The organism is Luteimonas composti (genome assembly GCF_042678665.1).
GTDB classification, from domain to species: Bacteria; Pseudomonadota; Gammaproteobacteria; order Xanthomonadales; family Xanthomonadaceae; genus Luteimonas; species Luteimonas composti.
In genome coordinates this window covers 254,335-271,532 of record NZ_JBHTKU010000001.1, presented here as the reverse complement: position 1 = coordinate 271,532, position 17,198 = coordinate 254,335, and the positions used below count along the sequence as shown (strand labels likewise).

14 protein-coding genes are annotated in these 17,198 nt (G+C 72.4%); 5 read left to right on the top strand and 9 right to left on the bottom strand.

The features are described 5' to 3' along the window. Nucleotides 1-63: 63 nt before the first annotated feature. From ACFQ2D_RS01235 to ispG, 3 genes are all read right to left on the bottom strand, one after another. Complete coding sequence (locus ACFQ2D_RS01235; protein ID WP_280941789.1) at nt 64-3,420, bottom strand: S8 family serine peptidase; 3,357 nt, start codon at nt 3,418-3,420, stop codon at nt 64-66. Between the two features lie 240 nt (nt 3,421-3,660). After that, nucleotides 3,661-4,350 (bottom strand): phosphatase PAP2 family protein, encoded by a 690-nt coding sequence (locus tag ACFQ2D_RS01230; RefSeq protein ID WP_280941788.1) that lies wholly within the window; start codon nt 4,348-4,350, stop codon nt 3,661-3,663. After that, nucleotides 4,343-5,629 carry a flavodoxin-dependent (E)-4-hydroxy-3-methylbut-2-enyl-diphosphate synthase gene (gene ispG, locus ACFQ2D_RS01225; protein ID WP_280941787.1) on the bottom strand — a complete coding sequence of 429 codons (1,287 nt, stop codon included), beginning with the start codon at nt 5,627-5,629 and terminating at the stop codon, nt 4,343-4,345. Before ispG ends, ACFQ2D_RS01230 begins: the two co-directional genes overlap by 8 nt. A gap of 189 nt (nt 5,630-5,818) precedes the next feature. Between ispG and xseA the strand changes: the two genes are divergently transcribed. From xseA to ACFQ2D_RS01205, 4 genes are all read left to right on the top strand, one after another. After that, the gene (xseA, locus tag ACFQ2D_RS01220) at nt 5,819-7,192 is read left to right on the top strand and encodes an exodeoxyribonuclease VII large subunit (RefSeq protein ID WP_280941786.1); all 1,374 of its coding nucleotides are present in this window, start codon (nt 5,819-5,821) and stop codon (nt 7,190-7,192) included. A 128-nt stretch (nt 7,193-7,320) separates the two neighbouring features. Beyond that, nucleotides 7,321-8,967: an acetolactate synthase large subunit gene (locus ACFQ2D_RS01215; RefSeq protein ID WP_280941785.1), complete on the top strand. Its 1,647-nt coding sequence runs from the start codon at nt 7,321-7,323 to the stop codon at nt 8,965-8,967. A gap of 37 nt (nt 8,968-9,004) precedes the next feature. Then, complete coding sequence (locus ACFQ2D_RS01210) at nt 9,005-10,474, top strand: aldehyde dehydrogenase family protein (protein ID WP_280941784.1); 1,470 nt, start codon at nt 9,005-9,007, stop codon at nt 10,472-10,474. 33 nt (nt 10,475-10,507) lie between these two features. Continuing rightward, a complete protein-coding gene (locus ACFQ2D_RS01205; protein ID WP_280941783.1) occupies nt 10,508-11,299 on the top strand; it encodes an NRDE family protein in 792 nt (263 codons plus the stop codon). Nucleotides 11,300-11,302: 3 nt separating this feature from the next. Here ACFQ2D_RS01205 and ACFQ2D_RS01200 read toward each other — a convergent pair whose 3' ends face one another. Further along, a complete protein-coding gene (locus tag ACFQ2D_RS01200; RefSeq protein WP_280941782.1) occupies nt 11,303-11,767 on the bottom strand; it encodes a hypothetical protein in 465 nt (154 codons plus the stop codon). Between the two features lie 218 nt (nt 11,768-11,985). Between ACFQ2D_RS01200 and ACFQ2D_RS01195 the strand changes: the two genes are divergently transcribed. Next, nucleotides 11,986-12,345 carry a hypothetical protein gene (locus ACFQ2D_RS01195; protein WP_386795508.1) on the top strand — a complete coding sequence of 120 codons (360 nt, stop codon included), beginning with the start codon at nt 11,986-11,988 and terminating at the stop codon, nt 12,343-12,345. A 127-nt stretch (nt 12,346-12,472) separates the two neighbouring features. On the opposite strand, the gene ACFQ2D_RS01190 is transcribed toward ACFQ2D_RS01195, so the two are convergent. The 5 genes from ACFQ2D_RS01190 to ACFQ2D_RS01170 form a co-directional block, all read right to left on the bottom strand. Then, nucleotides 12,473-12,940, bottom strand: a complete 468-nt coding sequence (locus tag ACFQ2D_RS01190) for a hypothetical protein (RefSeq protein ID WP_386795541.1) — start codon at nt 12,938-12,940, stop codon at nt 12,473-12,475. Beyond that, on the bottom strand, nt 12,940-13,152 hold the full coding sequence (locus ACFQ2D_RS01185) for a PspC domain-containing protein (protein WP_280941780.1): 213 nt from the start codon (nt 13,150-13,152) through the stop codon (nt 12,940-12,942). Before ACFQ2D_RS01185 ends, ACFQ2D_RS01190 begins: the two co-directional genes overlap by 1 nt. Before the next feature lie 413 nt (nt 13,153-13,565). Further along, nucleotides 13,566-14,636, bottom strand: a complete 1,071-nt coding sequence (locus ACFQ2D_RS01180) for a class III poly(R)-hydroxyalkanoic acid synthase subunit PhaC (protein ID WP_280941779.1) — start codon at nt 14,634-14,636, stop codon at nt 13,566-13,568. A 1-nt stretch (nt 14,637) separates the two neighbouring features. Beyond that, the gene (gene phaE, locus ACFQ2D_RS01175) at nt 14,638-15,936 is read right to left on the bottom strand and encodes a class III poly(R)-hydroxyalkanoic acid synthase subunit PhaE (RefSeq protein WP_280941778.1); all 1,299 of its coding nucleotides are present in this window, start codon (nt 15,934-15,936) and stop codon (nt 14,638-14,640) included. Nucleotides 15,937-15,988: 52 nt separating this feature from the next. Beyond that, nucleotides 15,989-16,609, bottom strand: a complete 621-nt coding sequence (locus ACFQ2D_RS01170) for a CDP-alcohol phosphatidyltransferase family protein (protein ID WP_280941777.1) — start codon at nt 16,607-16,609, stop codon at nt 15,989-15,991. Nucleotides 16,610-17,198: the final 589 nt, after the last annotated feature.

The window sequence follows — 17,198 nt, the reverse complement described above, 5'->3', positions numbered from 1 at the left end:
GCTCCACGGCGAAAAAGAAGGGCCGGTTGCCCGGCCCTTCGCATCACTGCCTCGCGTCCGATCCTACGGCGTGACCGTCAGCCGGATCGTGCCCGCCCGCTTGGGCGTGGCCGGATCGTTGCTGGAGACGCAATAGAACGCCTCGCGCACCCCGGCCGGCAGGCCCGGCGCGCTGAGCTGGATGGTCGAGGCGCGCGACGCCCCCGGCGCCAGCGTACCCATCGGCGGCGCGACCGCGCCGATCCAGGGCGCGCCGCAGGCGACCTCGCCCACCACCCGCATCGCCAGGCCCGGCGCGGCATTGTTCGCCGCCCAGGCGCCGGCGCCGGCCGTGCTGATATTGAGGCCGGCGAACCCGCCATCGCCCAGCGAGGCCGAGGCGTACCAGGCCCAGCGGTTGGCGAAGGTCGAGCTGGTGTGCACCACCAGCCAGTAGCGGCCCGGGGCCAGGTCGGCGGCGACGCCCGCGGCCGCGAGGTCGAGCGTGATCGCCGCGCCGGCGGTGTCCACGCCGGGGCCGGCAACCGGCGCGGTATGGCTCCACACCGCCGCCCCCGGCGAGCGCACCGGATCGCCTGCCGGCACCCCGCCGGCATCCGGGTAGATCGCCCAGGTCAGCGTGGGCGAGACCGCGGTCAACGCCGAGCCGCTCACCACGAAACCCTCCGCACGCAGCGACACGATCCGGGTCTGCGCCGACAGGATGAAGTCGTCGGCGGAGAACTGCGCGGCGAAGCCGGCCACCGCCGGATCCGCGTAGCGGGTGGCGCGATAGCCCGTGGTCGAGTTCTGTCCCAGCGTGTTGGCGACCGCCGCCAGCGCGGTGCCGCTGTTGTCGAAGCTGTAGTGCAGCGGCGAGCCGCCGGCGTTGCCCACCGTGGTGCTGGCGCGGCCGCTGCGCCCCGACTGCAGGGCTGCGGAGACCAGGTCGGGGAGCTGGATCACCGGCGGCGGCACCACCACCGCGATCGGCAGGTGCAGCTCCGGCGGCGGCGCGCTGCCGCCGCCGACCGGGGTCAGCACCAGCTCGCCGAAATTCCAGCTGCCGTCGGCCGGCAGCGCGGTGCCGTCCACCACCACCCGCACCGAGACCGTGCCGCCTGCCGGCACCTTGACGCTGGCCGGGGTGACGCGCCCGGGCAGGCCGTCGATGCGCGTGCGGTAGCCCTGCGCGACGCCCAGGGTGTTGCGGAACGTGCGCACGAACGCGCACTGCGGCGCGCAGCTGCGACGGATCATGTTGGGCTGGTTGAGGGCGGCCGGATCGCCGCCGGCGGCGGGATTGGCCGCGGCGTAGTTGTCCGCCGTCTCCGGCAGCACCAGGCCCGCCGCGACCGCGCGGTCCACCCGGATCCGGCCCGAACCGCCCGCGTGCGGATTGGCCGGGGTGACGCCGTCCTCCAGCAGCACGGTGCGGTCGGCGGTCATCGCCAGCGCGGACTTGATCTCCGGCGGTGTCCAGCCCGGACGCACCTGGCGCACGAGGCCCGCGGCGCCGGCTTGGTGCGGCGAGGCCATCGAGGTGCCGTTGTACAGCGCCACGTCGTTCTCGGCGCCGGTAATGGTGGTGCCCGAAACGGCGGCGAGGATGCGCACGCCCGGGGCGGTCACGTCCGGCTTGAGCAGGTCGTAGGTGCCGGCCGGCCCGCGCGAACTGAAGGCGGCCAGCACGTCCGGCTGGTTCTCCAGGATGATGGCCGGATACGGGATGCCCGCGGTGACCGCCTCGTTGGCGGCCGCGAAATCGCGCAGCGCGTTGCCGTCTTCCTGCAGGATGCCGAAGGCCGGGATGGTGGTGCCGGGCACCGACGGGATGATCCCGCCCGCCGCGTTGTTGGCGATCACGACCGCCACCGCGCCGGCGGCCGCGGCGTTGTCGACCTTGATCGAGAACGAGCAGCTGCCGCGGCGCACGACCGCGATCGCACCGGCGAGGCTGCCCGCCGGATAGGGATTGCAGGCGTCGTCGACCGAATCGATGCCGGGGCTCACCACCAGCGGGGTATCGCCGGGAATCGCGGCATCCTGGCTCACGCCGCTGCCGCCCGGATTCATCTCGATCGACTGCAGCGCCGCCGGCACCGGCTGCGGGCCGGTCACCTGCAGCACCACCACGAAATCGCCGCGCCCGTGCTGGGCCGCGGCGGTCGAGGACACCCAGGGCTCGACATGGCCGAGCGTGTTCGGGCCCGGGCCGCTGTTGCCGGCCGACGCGGCGATGTAGATGCCGGCCTCGACCGCGTTGAGGAAGGCCAGCGAGACCGCCTCGCTCCAGGGCGAGGCGCCGCCGCCGATCGAGTAGTTGATGACGTCGACCACGCCGTCGGCGATGGCCTGGTTCACGGCCGCCACCGCCGAGGTGTTGGGGCACAGGCCCTGGCCGGTGGCGGTGTTGGTGTAGCAGATGTCGAAGGCGACGATGTTCGCGCGCGGTGCGACGCCGGAGATGCGGCTCACGTTGCCCAGCAGTTCGGCATCGCGATGGTTGCCGGCCGCCGTCGAGGCGACGTGGCTGCCGTGGCCGTTGGTGTCGCCGAAGCCGGGTTCCTCGCGGATGTTGGCTGCGCCGCAGGTGTTGCCGGGCGCGGCGCAGACGAAGTCGTAGCCGCCGATCAGCTTGTCGTTGCAGCGGCCCGCGTCGATGCCGCCGGGTGCGCAGGTTCCGAGGAAGTTGCCCGATCCCAGCGGGTTGACGTGGGCATAGCCGTCGATGGGATCGACCGCGGCGAACGAGGGGCTGCCGAAGTTGATGCCCGAGTCGAGGATGCCGAACACGATGCCCTCGCCCCTGTGGCCGGTGCCGCCGCCGGCGCTGCCGTCCCACACCGCCGGCGCGCCGATCAGGCCCGGGCCGACGTCGGTGTCGAGCGCGTATTCGCGGTACTCGTCGACCAGCACGACCTCCGGCAACGCGCGCACGCGCTCGGCCTCGGCCGCGCCGAGTTCGGCGACCACGCCGTTGAGTGCGTGCTGGAAGCGCTGGGAGACCTGCGGCTGGCGCCCGATGGCGCGCGCCATGTCGCGTTCGGCCTGCTGCTGCCGGCCCTCGAGGTAGCGCGCGTACTCGCGCGCCTGGGCGCTGCGCATGTCGGGTCGCTGCGGTCCGCCGGCCTTGCTGCGCCGCATCGGCGCGGCCTCGATCCCGGCGATGCCGCCCCGGTATGCGACGACCGCCGGTTCGCGGAACACCACGATGTAGCGCCCGCGCGCATTGCCGGCTTCGGCGCTGCCTGCCGTCGCGCCGCTGCCGCGCACCGCCGCCGAAGCGACCACCGTCGGCGCCGCCGCGCCCTGCGCCTGCACGCCTGCCAGCCAGGTTCCCGCCGCACTGCCGCCACCGCCCGCCGCGACCGCCGCCAGCACTGCCCCGCCGGCCACGCACAATCCTGCGACCAGCCCCCATCGCGCCCTGCTGTCCATGCCCACCTCCGGAATCGTCGATACTCCGCGGAAAATCGACGGCCGGCCCGCAGCACCCCCCGGACCACCGCCGAGCATTTGCGAAGAACGCAGGGGCGCGTGCGCGCCGGAGTTCCGGACTTCCGGTGACCCCGCCGCAACCGCCCCTGTCCGATTGCGCATCCCTGTGCCCAGCGTTCCGCACTCTACGCCTGTGGCGGCGCGGCGCAAGTCGAGCTTGCCGGCCACGCCGGCGGAGACTCAGCGCAGGCCCGGGCCCACGCCCTCGCCCCGCCTCAGCAGCAGGTAGGCCCCCACCGTCCAGAGCGCGGCCGCGGCCCAGCCGGCGAGGATGTCCGAGGGGTAATGCACGCCCAGGTACACGCGCGACATGCCCACCATCGGCACGAACACCAGCATCGCCGCCACCACCCACCAGCGCAGCCGCGTGGGCCAGGCCAGCAGTACCAGCACCAGGGCCAGGGTCATCGAACCCATCGCGTGGCCGCTGGGAAAGCTGTAGGTGGTTTCCGGGGCGAGCGAGTCCCACAGCGCCGGCCGCTCGCGCGAAAACAGCCGCTTGGTGGCGAGGTTCAGCAGCGCCGAGCCGCCCGTCGCCACCGCCGCGAACAGGCCCTGCCGCCATCGCCGCAGCGCCAGCAGCACCAGCACCAGGCCGATGTCGACCGGCACCACGCCCCATTCGTAACCGATCCGGGAGAAGAACAGGAACACCCGGTCGAGGCGCTCGCCCGCCAGCGACTGCGCGTACCGCAGCAGCGGCTCGTCGAAGGGAATCGCCTCGGCCTCGTGGACCTCGTCGGCCAGTTCCAGGAAGCCCCAAAGCGGCAGCAGCATGCCGCCGAACAGCAGCGCCAGGCGCAGGCCGTGACGGCGCAGGAAACCGCTGCAGGCGGTCGCGGCGTCCCGGCCCCAGCCGGACTCAGGCATCCGCGCCGCGGCCCCAGGTGCGGTCGACGTAATCGTCCACCAGGGCCACGAACTCGTGCGCGATGTTCTCGCCGCGCAGGGTCACGGCCTTCTGGCCGTCGATGAATACCGGCGCCGACGGCGCCTCGCCGGTGCCCGGCAGCGAGATGCCGATGTTGGCGTGGCGCGATTCGCCCGGGCCGTTGACCACGCAGCCCATCACCGCCAGGGTCATGTTCTCCGCGCCGGGGTGGGTGATCTTCCACTCCGGCATCTTCCCGCGCACGTGCTCCTGCACCACCTTGGCCAGTTCCTGGAAGAACTCGGACGTGGTGCGGCCGCAGCCCGGGCAGGCGGTGACCATCGGGGTGAACGCGCGCAGGCCCATGGTCTGCAGCAGCTCCTGCGCCACCACGACCTCGTTGGTGCGCGGCGCGCCCGGCTCCGGGGTGAGCGAGATGCGGATCGTGTCGCCGATGCCTTCCTGCAGCAGCACGCCCAGCGCCGCGCTCGAGGCGACGATGCCCTTGCTGCCGATGCCCGCCTCGGTCAGTCCCAGGTGCAGGGCGAAATCGCTGCGGCGCGCGAGGTCGCGGTACACCGCGACCAGTTCCTGCACGCCGCTGACCTTGGCGCTGAGCACGATCCGCTCGCGCGCCAGGCCGAGCTCGACCGCGCGTTCGGCCGAGTCGAGCGCCGAGCGGATCAGCGCCTCGCGCAGCACGCGCCCGGCGTCCCAGGGATCGGCGCGGCGCGCGTTCTCGTCCATCAGGGTGGCCGCCAGCGCCTGGTCGAGCGAACCCCAGTTGGCGCCGATGCGCACCGGCTTGCCGTAGCGGATCGCGAACTCGACCAGCTGCGCGAACTGGGTGTCGCGCTTCTTGCCGAAGCCGACGTTGCCGGGGTTGATGCGGTATTTCGCCAGCGCCTCGGCGCACGCCGGTTCGCGCTCGAGCAGCTGGTGGCCGTTGTAGTGGAAGTCGCCGATGATCGGCACCTCCACGCCCTGCATCGCCAAGCGTTCGACGATGCGCGGCACCGCGGCGGCGGCCTCGGGCGTGTTGACCGTGACCCGCACCAGTTCCGAACCCGCGCGCCACAGTTCGGCCACCTGGCGCGTGGTGGTCGCGACATCGGCGGTGTCGGTGTTGGTCATCGACTGCACCACCACCGGCGCGTCGCCGCCCACCGCGACCCCGCCGATGCGCACCTGGCGCGTGGACCGGCGCGCCTGCGGCCCGAAGGCGGGTTCCGCCGGTTCGGCGTGGCAGGGCGGCGGGATCTGGGGTTGTGCGGACATGGCGCCATTTTACCCGCGAAGGCGTGACGCCCGCCTGTCGCGCCGGCTGCCGGCCGCCGCGGACGGCGCGGGCGCGGCACCGGGCAGGTGTGGACCCGGAAGTCGCCTCCCGGCCCGCGTCCGCCGCGCGCCGCCCTCCGCGCGGCGGGCGTGATGGGCCGGGCGGGCGCGCGCGGCTATCCTGCCCGCATGTCAGACGCGATCACCGGCGAGATCCTAAGCCCCAGCCAGCTCAATACCCTCGCCCGCAGCCTGCTCGAGGACGCGTTCCCGCTGGTGCTGGTCGAGGGCGAGCTGGGCAACGTGTCCCGGCCAGCGTCCGGGCACCTGTATTTCACCCTCAAGGACGCGCGTGCCCAGGTGCGCTGCGCCCTGTTCAAGCCCAAGAGCCAGTGGCTGCGCTTCGCCCCGCGCGAGGGCATGAAGGTGCTGGCGCGCGGTCGGCTGACGCTGTACGAGGCGCGCGGCGACTACCAGCTGATCCTGGATTCGCTGGAGGAAGCCGGCGAAGGCGCGCTGCGCCGGGCATTCGACCAGCTCAGGGCCCGGCTGCAGGCCGAAGGCCTGTTCGACGAGGCGCGCAAGCGCCCCCTGCCCGCCTACGTGCGACGGCTGGCGGTGATCACCTCGCCGTCCGGCGCGGCGGTGCGCGACGTGCTGAGCGTGCTGGCGCGGCGCTTCCCGCTGGTCGAGGTGGACGTGCTGCCGGTACCGGTGCAGGGCGAGGCCGCGGCCGCCCAGATCGCGTCGATGCTCCAGCGCGCGGTCGCCGCCGGGCGTCACGACGTGATCCTGCTGGCGCGTGGCGGCGGTTCGCTGGAAGACCTCTGGGCCTTCAACGACGAGGCGCTGGCGCGCGCGATCGCCGCCTCGCCGGTGCCGGTGGTCTCGGCGGTGGGGCACGAGACCGATTTCAGCCTGTCGGACTTCGCCGCCGACCTGCGCGCGCCCACGCCGTCGGCCGCGGCCGAGCTGCTGGTGCCCAGCCGCATCGACCTCGGCCAGCGCCTCGCCGGGCTGCAGCGGCGCGCCAACGCGCTGCAGGCCAACCACCTGCGCCAGCTGGCCCAGCGCGCGGACCGTGCCGCGCTGCGGCTGGCCGCGCAGCGTCCCGAGGCGCGCCTGCACGCGCATGCGCGCCGCCGCGACGAGGCGATGCGGCGACTCCGTTCGGCCCTGCGCCAGCGCCTGCAGGCGCATGCGGCCAGCCTGCGCCACGCCCGCGCGGTACTGCAGGCCACCCGCCCGCAGCGCCGGCTGCAGCAGCTGCGCCAGCAGCTGGCCGACACGCAGCCACGGCTGCAGGCGGCGATCGCGCGGCGCCTGCAGCGCGATGCGCTGCAGCTGCGCGGACTGGCCCGCTCGCTGGAGGCGGTGAGTCCGCTGGCCACCATCGCCCGCGGCTACAGCATCCTGCAGCGCGACGACGGCCGCGTGGTGCGCACCACGCGCGACGTCGCGCCCGGCGATCCGGTCGCGGCGCGGGTCGCCGACGGACGCCTGCGGCTGCGGGTCGAAGCGGTGGACACGGCGCCGCCTGCGCCCGCCGCGAAGAAACGCTAGCAGCGAGTTCCACGATGCGGGACCGCGCCCACGCGGTCGCCTCGTTGGAACGCAGCCGGCGACGCCTTCGTACAGTCCGTCCCGCATGCGGGACACACGGCCAACGCGACTCGTGTGAGACTCGCCCCATGACCAAGGCCTCCGATCTCTTCGTCCAGGCGCTGCAGGCCGAGGGCGTCGACCATGTCTTCGGCATCCCCGGCGAGGAAACGCTGGCGCTGCTGGAATCGCTGCGCAGCTCCGGCATCCGCCTGGTGCTGACCCGTCACGAACAGGCCGCCGGCTTCATGGCCGCGACCTGGGGACGCCTCACCGGCCAGGCCGGCGTCTGCCTGGCCACGCTCGGCCCCGGCGCCACCAACCTGGTCACCGCCGCGGCCTATGCGCAGCTGGGCGCCATGCCGATGCTGATGGTCACCGGGCAGAAGCCGATCCGCAGCAGCCGGCAGGGCCATTTCCAGATCGTGGACGTGGTCGACATGATGCGCCCCCTCACCAAGTACACGCGCCAGCTCATCAGCGCCGACGCGATCCCGGCGAAGGTCCGCGAGGCCGTGCGCCGCGCGCAGGAGGAGCGGCCGGGCGCCACCCACCTGGAGCTGCCGCAGGACGTCGCCGGCGACGAGACCGACGCCATCGTGCTGCCGCCGGTGTACAGCCGCCGGCCGCTGGCCGAGGACAAGGCCCTGGCCGCGGCCGCCGAGGCGATCGCGCGCGCGCGCCATCCGCTGCTGATGATCGGCGCCGGCGCCAACCGCAAGACCACCTCGAAGATGCTGCACGCCTTCGTGGACGGGCTCGGCATCCCGTTCTTCTCCACCCAGATGGGCAAGGGCGTGCTCGACGAATCCGGCCCGCTGTGGCTGGGCACGGCCGCGCTGTCGGACGGCGATTTCGTGCACCGTGCGATCGACGCGGCCGACTGCATCGTCAACATCGGCCACGACGTGATCGAGAAGCCGCCGTTCTCGATGCACCGCGGCCGCCGCACCGTGATCCACGTGAACTACTCGCCCGCGGTGGTCGACCAGGTGTATTTCCCGCAGATCGAGGTGGTGGGCGACATCGCCCACTCGGTCTGGGCGCTGGCCGAGCGCCTGGACCCGCAGCCGCACTGGGACTTCGGATTTTTCGACCGGGTGCGCGAGGCGCTGTGCGGCCACGTGGCCACGCTCGCGGCCGATGCGCGCTTCCCGATGGCGGTGCCGCGGCTGGTGGCCTCGCTCGCGGATGCGCTGTCGCCGGACGACATCACCTGCCTGGACAACGGCCTGTACAAGCTCTGGTTCGCGCGCCATGCGCGCTGCCGCCGGCCCAACAGCCTGCTGCTGGACAACGCGCTGGCGACCATGGGCGCCGGCCTGCCCTCGGCCATCGCCGCGGCGCTGGCGCGGCCCGCCAGTCGCGTGGTGGCGGTCTGCGGCGACGGCGGCTTCATGATGAACTCGCAGGAACTCGAGACCGCCGTGCGCCTCGGCATCGACCTGGTGGTGCTGGTGTTGCGCGACGACGCCTACGGCATGATCAAGTGGAAGCAGGCACACGACGGCTACCCGGCCTACGGCATGGATTACGGCAATCCGGATTTCGTGCGCTACGCCGAAAGCTACGGCGCACGCGGCCACCGCGCGACCTCCATCGAAGGCTTCGAGGCGCAGCTGCGCGAGGCGCTGGCGCGCCCGGGCGTGGACCTGATCGAGGTGCCCATCGACTACGGCCGCGACGACGCCCTGCTCAATCGCGAGATCCCCGAACTGGCGGCGGCCGTGGCCTGACCGCCCCACCCATCCGACACCGTCCGCGGAGTTCCTGATGCCCAAGAAGACCAGCAGCGGCAAGTCCGGCGCCCTCGCCAAACGCTATCCCTGCTACCTGGCCAACCGTCCGATCCAGCCCAACGCGGATCTGGAGGTGCTGGACAAGTACAGCGGCAAGGTCGCCACCCGCACCGCCTTCGTCGATGCGAAGACCGTCGACCAGGCCATCGCCGCCGCCTTCGCCGCGCGCGAGGCGATGGCCGCGTTCACCCCCGACCGCCGCCGCGACGTGCTCGAGCACTGCGTGCGCCGCTTCGGCGAACGCGCCGAGGAACTGGCGCTGGCGCTGTGCATCGAGGCCGGGAAGCCGATCCACGACGCGCGCGGCGAAGTCACCCGCCTGATCGACACCTTCCGCATCGCCGCCGCCGAGGCCACGCGCATCGAGGGCGAGACCGTCGAACTGCAGATCTCGCAGCGCACCCGCGGCTATCGCGGCATGGTCAAGCGCGTGCCGATCGGCGTGTGCAGCTTCATCACCCCGTTCAACTTCCCGCTCAACCTGGTCGCGCACAAGGTGGCGCCGGCGATCGCCGCCGGCTGCCCCTTCGTACTCAAGCCCGCGGCCAAGACGCCGGTGGGCGCGCTGATCATCGGCGAGGTGCTGGCCGAGACCGACCTGCCCGAGGGCGCGTTCTCGATCCTGGCCTGCAGCAACGAGGACGCCGCCGCGCTGACCGAGGACGACCGCATCGCGTTGCTCAGCTTCACCGGCGGCCTGGTCGGCTGGGACCTCAAGGCGCGCGCGGGCCGCAAGCAGGTCACGCTGGAGCTGGGCGGCAACGCCGCCTGCATCGTCGATGCCGATCCGGGCCTGCCGCTGGACGACGTGGTCGAACGCCTGGTCTTCGGCGCCTACTACCAGTCCGGGCAGAGCTGCATCAGCGTGCAGCACATCCTCGCCCACCGCGACGTCTACGAGCCGCTGCGGCGCAAGCTCAAGGCGCGCGTGGGCAAGCTCGTGATGGGCGACCCGCGCGACGAGAACACCTTCATCGGCCCGGTGATCGACGAGGCGGCGGCCAGGCGCATCGAGGGCTGGGTCGAGGCCGCACGCAAGGGCGGCGCCAAGCGCCTGGCCGGTGGCCCGCGCGAGGGCAACATGCTCCCGGCCACGCTGATGGAACACGTGCCGGCCGGCAGCGATCTCTACCGCCAGGAAGTGTTCGGCCCGGTCGCCTGCCTGCAGGCCTTCGACGATTTCGACGCGGCGCTCGACACCGTCAACGCCAGCGACTTCGGCCTGCAGGCGGGCGTGTTCACCGCCCGCCTCGATCACGCCATGCGCGCCTGGGACCGGCTTGAAGTCGGCGGGGTCGTGGTCGGCGACGTGCCGAGCTTCCGCGTCGACAACATGCCCTACGGCGGGGTGAAGCAGTCCGGGCTCGGCCGCGAAGGCGTGAAGTACGCCATCGAGGACATGACCGAGCCGCGCCTGCTGGTGATCCGCGATGCGCCGCGCTGAGGCGGCGGTCTCGCGGCGGGCGGAATGCTCGCGATGTGCCTGATCGCCATCGCCTGGCGGGCGCACCGGCGCTGGCCGCTGGCCCTGCTCGCCAACCGCGACGAGGCGCACGCACGACCGTCGGCACCCGCAGGTGGCGATCCGGAGGCACCGCACGTCTACGGCGGCCGCGACCTGGTCCAGGGCGGCGGCTGGCTGCAGGCGCGGGCGGATGGCCGCCTGGCCGCGGTCACGAACGTGCGCGCGGGCCTGGCCGCCGAAGCCGCGGCGCGCTCGCGCGGCTGGCTGGTGCGCGACTTCGTCCGTGGCGATGGCGATGCCGCAGGCTTTGCCGCGTCGCTCGCCGCCCAGGCCGGCGACTACGGCCGATTCAACCTGCTCGTGCACGATGGCGAGCAGCTCCTGTGCGCGACCAACCATCCGGCGTTCGACGCGCGACCGGTCGCGCCGGGCCTGCACGCCATGTCCAACGGCCCGTTCGATGCGCCCTGGCCCAAGGGCGTGTTCGCCACGCGGACCCTGCAGGCCTGGCTCGACTCGCCGCTGGCCGATATCGCGCAGCCCGACGCGGACGCCATCGAACCGCTGTTCGCCGCACTGCGCGACACCACGCGCGCGCCCGACCCCGCGCTGCCCGATACCGGCGTCGGCCTCGAGCTCGAGCGCATGCTCTCGCCGCCGTTCGTGCTCGACCCGCGCTACGGCACGCGCTGCAGCAGCGTGGTGCTGGTGGGCGACGGCGGCGTGCTGTTCGCCGAGCGCTGCTACGGGGCCGCGGGCCAGGCGACCGGCACCTCGACCGTCACCCTCCGGCGCAGCACCTGAGCGCTATCGCGCGGTGACCGGCGCCTCCACGCAGGCTACGGGCGCGTCGTTCTCCAGCTGCTGCTGCCAACCGTTCTCGTCGCGCAGCGCGATGGTGCCGTTGATGCAGGCGGCAGGTGCGCCGTCGCGCCTGGCCAGCAGGGCGCCCGGCAGCGCGGGCGGCGCGGCCCCGGATTCGCCGTCGGCCACGGTCGCCGCTTCTGTCCGGCGCGCAGGTTCGACGCTGTCGGAGTCCGCCGGCGGCGTCGCCTCGGGTTCGGCCGTCTGCACCAGCGCGCTGCCAGCCGGTGGTTGGCCGCCGTCCGTCGCCGCCGCGGCAACCGGCTGCGGGGCATCGTCGGCGACCGGATCGTCGTCGAGGCTGCGCAGGATCAGTCCCGCCACCAGTCCGCCCACCAGCACGGCCAGCGCGATCGGGACGAAGAACGACCAGGGTGTGGCTGCTGCTGGGATCCGGCCATCGCGCATGTGTCGCCTCCCTCCACGGCAGCGGCGGGCAGGCTCGGCTGCCACGGCCGCTGGACTCGGATTCCCCCGCGCGCAGGGTACGCCATGAAAGCGTCCGCCTGCGTGTGCGCGCTCGCATTGCTGGACGGCGCGTGCGTGCTCCTGTTCCGAACCTCGGCCCATCGACCCAGGCGTACTCCCGCCAGGCCGGCGCCTGGACGCTGGACGACGGTGCGCTGATGGCGTTCGCCACCATCACCGGGGGCTGCGCTGCGAGCGGGATCGCGTCGCGCTGCGCAGCAAGCCCGCTGGAGGGGCGCAGCGGCAGCCTCGCGCTCGCCGGCCGCACGCTGGGTTGCACTGTCTGCGCGCGAAGGCTGGCGGAACGACGGGCCGGACGCGACCGGCGCGCGCTTCAAAACCCGGCCCGTCCGGCCGAATGGCGTTCGCGCCCGTCGAAGGCGGGACGGCATGGCGCCGCGCTTGCCGCTGCGGATCACCGGCACCCCGTTCGCCAGCGACGGCCTGCACCCGGCAAGGCGAGCACCATGGCCAGACAAACAGAAGGCCCAGTCTCCCGGAGCGATCCGGTCGGCTGAGCCTTCCTTGCCGGAGCTTGCTGCTTCGCGGCTTTCGCCGGTCCGCTGTCTGCTTCGACGGATGCAGAGTACCGCGGGCGTCGTTATCGCATCGTCAAAGCGCGCGACCGTTCGTCGGCATGGGCCATCAGCAGGGCCAGGGCCACCAGCCGCGTCCGGTCCGGGCATAGCGGTCGGCGGCACGCTCGAAGCGGTTGCGCACGCTGATGCCGCCGCAGGCCAGGTATACCGGCAGGAACAGCGGGCCCAGCGCCATGTACTGGTACACGTGCGCGCGCTCGTGGTCGCCCAGCACGATGCCCGGCTCGCTGCACAGGCCGGCGCGATGCGCGTAGGTGCTGCATCGGGTATCGAGGCTGTCGCCGGTATGCAGGATCACGTTGCCCAGCGTCATCGCGCCGCCGGGTCCCCAGGGCCAACGATGGAACACCAGGGCACGCTCGCGCCGGTTCAGATGCAGGCGCGCACCCAGCGGGACCGCCGCGAGGCCGGCAACCAGCCCCAGCAGGGTATTGGGCAGCGTCCACGCCACGCCCAGCGCCAGCACGAGCGGGTTCCAGGGCGGCGCCACGTGGGGCGCGGCGTCGTGCTCGATCAATCGTTGCCTTCGGGAATCAGCAGCCACAGCACCAGGTACACCAGGATGCCGGGAAACGCGGCCGACAGGGTCGATCCCACCACGTAGAGCACGCGCAGCAGCGTCGGGCTCCAGCCATAGCGGTGCGCAATGCCGCCGATGACGCCTGCGAGCACGCGGTCGTGGATCGAGCGGGTCAGGCCTGGGGATCTCGCGGCGGTCTGGCTCATGGGTCGCATCCAGGGTGGATGCGACGCAGTCTAGCGCCGAGTTTGTGAAGAATCCGATGCGCGCAGCCGCCGCGCCCGGTCGCGGAAGCGGCGTTCGCCGTCTGCTCTGGAGCGCCATCGCGCTGCATGCTGCAGGCGCCCGCTGCGGCTGGACAGCGGCCGATGGACTCCTCCACGCCGCCCCCAGTCGGCGTCTGCGTACCGGCGCCCGCCTGCGGTGCTGGCGCGCCTGCGCCGCCGGCGGGTGCCAGCGGCCATTGCGCTGGCGGCGGCAATCCAACGCACCGGCCGCGTCGATGAACGCCGCGATCTCGCCTTGCGCATCACGCCCGACGCGGCGTCGACGGCGGATGCCGGCGCATCAGCGCCAGCGCGACCGCACAGGACCGCGGCAGTGCGATGAAGCGAGGCGATCAGCGCGCCCGCTTCGCCAGCCAGTCGTGGATGGCGCTGGGCACTTCCTTCTGCGCGCGGCCCGACACGTAGATGCCGATGTGGCCACCGCGGAACGACAGCTCGGAGTAGTCGTCCGTACCCACCACGTCTTTCAGCGCGCGCGACGCGTCAGGCGGCACCAGGTGGTCCTGTTCGGCGAAGATGTTGAGCACCGGCATGTCGACGAAGCCGAGGTCCACCGCGCGCCCGCCGATCTCGATGCCGCCCTCGATGAAGCCGTTGGCCTGGTAGAACTGCTTGATGAACTGGCGGAAGGCCTCGCCGGCCTGGTCGGGCGAATCGAAGATCCACTTCTCCATGCGCAGGAAGTCCTCCAGCGCCCGGGGATCGTCCAGGATGTCGACCAGGCCCACGTATTTCTGCACGAACAACCGCCACGGCTTCAGCGTGAGGTAGCAGAAATTCATCATGTCCGCCGGCACGTTGCCCAGCGTGTCCACGAACAGGTCCACGTCCATGTCGCGGGTCCAGTTCGACAGCATGTTGTCCGGCGTGTGGAAATCCACTGGCGTGACCATGGTGATCAGGTTGCGGATCTTGTCCGGATGCAGCGCGGCGTAGCACAGCGAGAACGCGCCGCCCTGGCAGATGCCGAGCAGGTTGATCCTGTCCAGCCCGCTGCGCCGGCGCAGCGCATCGACCGCGCCGCCGAGGAAGCGCTCGATGTAGTCCTCGAGGGTGAGGTAGCGGTCGGAGCGGTCGGGATAGCCCCAGTCGATGATGTACACGTCCTCGCCGCGCTCCAGCAGGCCGCGCACCAGCGAGCGGTCCGACTGCAGGTCCACCATGTAGGGGCGGTTGACCAGCGCGTACGCGATCAGCAGCGGCACCCTGGCGGTGGGCGCCTTGGCCCCGACATAGCGGTACAGCACCACCTTGCCGTCGCGCCACACCTCTTCCTTGCCGGTGGCGCCGTAGTCGTAGTCGCCGACTTCGCGCAGGCTCTGCAGCCCGGCGCCGAGCTTGTGCTGCAGGCGCATCGCCTCGTTGGCCAGGGCGTCGGGCGTAATGGCGAGGGGTCCGTGCATGTCAGCGCGCTCCACGCTTGGCGGCGGGCGCGTCCAGCGGCAGCGGCGCCTCGGGGATCGGGATGAAGCTGGTGAATCCGTTGGTGGGCGGGCGGCGCGCGCTCACGCTGGGCCGCGGCGCGAGCTTGCGCGCGGGGCGCCTGGCGGGCGCGGCGGCCTTCGCATTCTTCTTTCCGCCCGCACGGGCGCCGGTCGAACCCTTCGCGGGCCTGGTCGTGTTCGCCGCCTTGGCCGTGGGCTTCGTCGCCGCTGCGGCCGGCTTGGCCGATGCCTTGGCCGGCGTGCGCCTGCTGGCCGCCTTCGTCGCCGGCTTCTTTCCCGCGGTGGAGGAAGCGCCGCCATCTGCGCGGACAGACGAGCCCCCACGTGCGCTACCCGGCGCGGCCGGCGCGGCACCGTGCTCGACCGCATCGCGCAGCCGGCGCAGCGAGCGCTCGAGCTCCACGATCTTGCGGTGGGCGGCGTCGATTTCCGTGCGCGTGGGCATGCCCAGGGTGGTACAGGCCTGCTCCACCTCGCGCTGCAGGCCGGCACGCACGCGCATCGTCGCATCGACCAGATGGCCGTAGGCGCGGCGGAACTCCTGCGACAGCGCGATCTCGGCGTAGGACTCTTCGGCCGCGTCGATCCACAGGTCGAACAGCGCGCGGGCGCTCTCGATCCGCTCGTCCGAATCGGCCTTCGCCGCCAGCTTGTCCTCGAACAGGGCGAAGGCGCGCTGCGAGGCCTTGAGCATCAGCGCGGTATAGGCGCTGCTGCTCTCGTCGTACTCCACCAGTGCCGCGGCCAGCTGCTGCAGCCGCTCCTGGTGTTCGCGGCCGGCGCCGAAGGCCGGCATCCGCAGCCAGGCCATGCCCTCGCCGCGCACCGCATCCAGCCACGGGCGGGCGTCCTCGACCCACTGGTCCAGTCCGGCCGGGCCCTGGCCGCGCATCGCGCGCAGCATCTCGGGAAACGGGTTGGCGCCGGTCGCGCCCAGCGCCTGCTTCCAGGCCCGGGCGACGTCGCTGGCGCTGTGGTCCTGGCCGGCGAACTGCGCGGCCACCTGCTGCATCTGCGCGTACCAGTCGCGTGCCTGGGTGTTGAAGCGCTCCAGCACGTCGTTGACGCCGCTGCGGCCGCCATGGGCATAGCGCGTCCACCAGTCGATGGCATCCTGCCAGGCGTGCGTTCCGGCCTGGCCAGCGCCCGGTGCGGTGCCGCGCAGGGCATCGCCCCAGGCCGCCCAGTACTGCCGGGCCAGCCGCTCGAACTCCTGCGCCTGCCCGCCCGCGCCCATGCCGAAGCCCTGGTTGAACATGCTGTCCTCCTGTGTCACCCGATCATAGCAACGGCAGGCGACGCCAGGCGCGTCAGAGCTTGGGGATCCGCACCGTCTTGCTGATCATCAGCGAACCCGACAGCGCGTACACCAGCACCAGCGGATGCAGCTGCCAGGGGCCGAGCTGCCACTGGCCGAACCAGATGTCCGCGCCGATCGAGCCCTGCCATGCCGCGACCGCCAGCGCGATCACGATCGCCAGGCTGGTGGGAATGGGCGTGCCTTCGAAGTACTTCACCTTGTCGCCGCCGTCGGCGAGGATCTCGGCGGTGACGTTGTAGCGCGCCAGGCGGCTGACGCCGCAGCCCACGAAATAGCTGAGCACCACCCAGTCCCAGCCGCCCTGCAGGCCGCAGGCGTAGCCCAGCGCGGCCGGGGCGAGGCCGAAGGAGATCACGTCCGCCAGCGAGTCGAGTTCGCGCCCCAGGGTGGAGGCCACCTTGCGCCAGCGCGCGATGCGGCCGTCGAGGGCGTCGAAGATGAAGGCCAGCGGGATCAGCGCCATGCCGATCATCAGGTCGCGCACCACCCCGTCCTGCAGGAAGCGCATCGCCGCGAACACCGCCCCGGTCCCGCAGACCGCGTTGGCCAGGGTGAACCAGTCGGCCAGGTGGAAGTCGCGCAGCATCGAGAAATGGCGGGGTCTGGACATGGCGCGCCCTGCGAGAAGCGGATGGGCAGAGTGCCAAAAGCCTTGTGAGGATGACAGCGAGGGCTGGAAGGCCTATCCGCCATGGGAGGCGTACGCGTGAAGCGCCGCCGCGCGTAGCGCCTTTACGCAATGACGACGGCCAAGCCTGACTACGGTTCGCAGATGGTCGGGCGCACGGTTTCGCTTCGGCGGCCCCCACCCCAACCCTCCGCCGCAGGCGGGGGAGGGAGCAGAAGCCGCATCGCCCTCTCCCGCAGGCGGGGGATCGAGCAAAAGCCGCATCGCCATCCTCCGCAGGCGGGCGGGGGGAGCAGAAGCCGCGTCGCCTTCTCCGGCGGGCGGGGAAGGAGCACAAGCTGTGCCGCCCTCTCCCGTAGGCGTGGGGAGGGAGCACGAGCCGTACCGCCCTCCCCCGCGGGCGTGGCTCGGCAGCACAAGCCGTATCGCCTCTCCCGTGGGCGTGGGGAGGCAGCACAAGCCATATCCCGCTCCCCCGCGGGCGTGGCTCGGCAGCACAAGCCGTATCGCTTCTCCCGCAGGCGTGGGGAGGGAGCACAAGCCATATCCCCCTCCCCCGCGGGCGTGGCTC

What these genes read in the sequence shown, in the direction of transcription:
- ACFQ2D_RS01205 (WP_280941783.1), top strand. Translation starts at nt 10,508, where the DNA reads ATGTGCCTGATCGCCATCGCCTGGCGGGCGCACCGGCGCTGGCCGCTG.
- ACFQ2D_RS01180 (WP_280941779.1), bottom strand. Translation starts at nt 14,636, where the DNA reads ATGCACGGACCCCTCGCCATTACGCCCGACGCCCTGGCCAACGAGGCG.
- ACFQ2D_RS01230 (WP_280941788.1), bottom strand. Translation starts at nt 4,350, where the DNA reads ATGCCTGAGTCCGGCTGGGGCCGGGACGCCGCGACCGCCTGCAGCGGT.
- ACFQ2D_RS01235 (WP_280941789.1), bottom strand. Translation starts at nt 3,420, where the DNA reads ATGGACAGCAGGGCGCGATGGGGGCTGGTCGCAGGATTGTGCGTGGCC.
- ispG (WP_280941787.1), bottom strand. Translation starts at nt 5,629, where the DNA reads ATGTCCGCACAACCCCAGATCCCGCCGCCCTGCCACGCCGAACCGGCG.
- ACFQ2D_RS01185 (WP_280941780.1), bottom strand. Translation starts at nt 13,152, where the DNA reads ATGAGCCAGACCGCCGCGAGATCCCCAGGCCTGACCCGCTCGATCCAC.
- ACFQ2D_RS01195 (WP_386795508.1), top strand. Translation starts at nt 11,986, where the DNA reads ATGGCGTTCGCCACCATCACCGGGGGCTGCGCTGCGAGCGGGATCGCG.
- ACFQ2D_RS01215 (WP_280941785.1), top strand. Translation starts at nt 7,321, where the DNA reads ATGACCAAGGCCTCCGATCTCTTCGTCCAGGCGCTGCAGGCCGAGGGC.
- ACFQ2D_RS01200 (WP_280941782.1), bottom strand. Translation starts at nt 11,767, where the DNA reads ATGCGCGATGGCCGGATCCCAGCAGCAGCCACACCCTGGTCGTTCTTC.
- ACFQ2D_RS01170 (WP_280941777.1), bottom strand. Translation starts at nt 16,609, where the DNA reads ATGTCCAGACCCCGCCATTTCTCGATGCTGCGCGACTTCCACCTGGCC.
- phaE (WP_280941778.1), bottom strand. Translation starts at nt 15,936, where the DNA reads ATGTTCAACCAGGGCTTCGGCATGGGCGCGGGCGGGCAGGCGCAGGAG.
- xseA (WP_280941786.1), top strand. Translation starts at nt 5,819, where the DNA reads ATGTCAGACGCGATCACCGGCGAGATCCTAAGCCCCAGCCAGCTCAAT.
- ACFQ2D_RS01210 (WP_280941784.1), top strand. Translation starts at nt 9,005, where the DNA reads ATGCCCAAGAAGACCAGCAGCGGCAAGTCCGGCGCCCTCGCCAAACGC.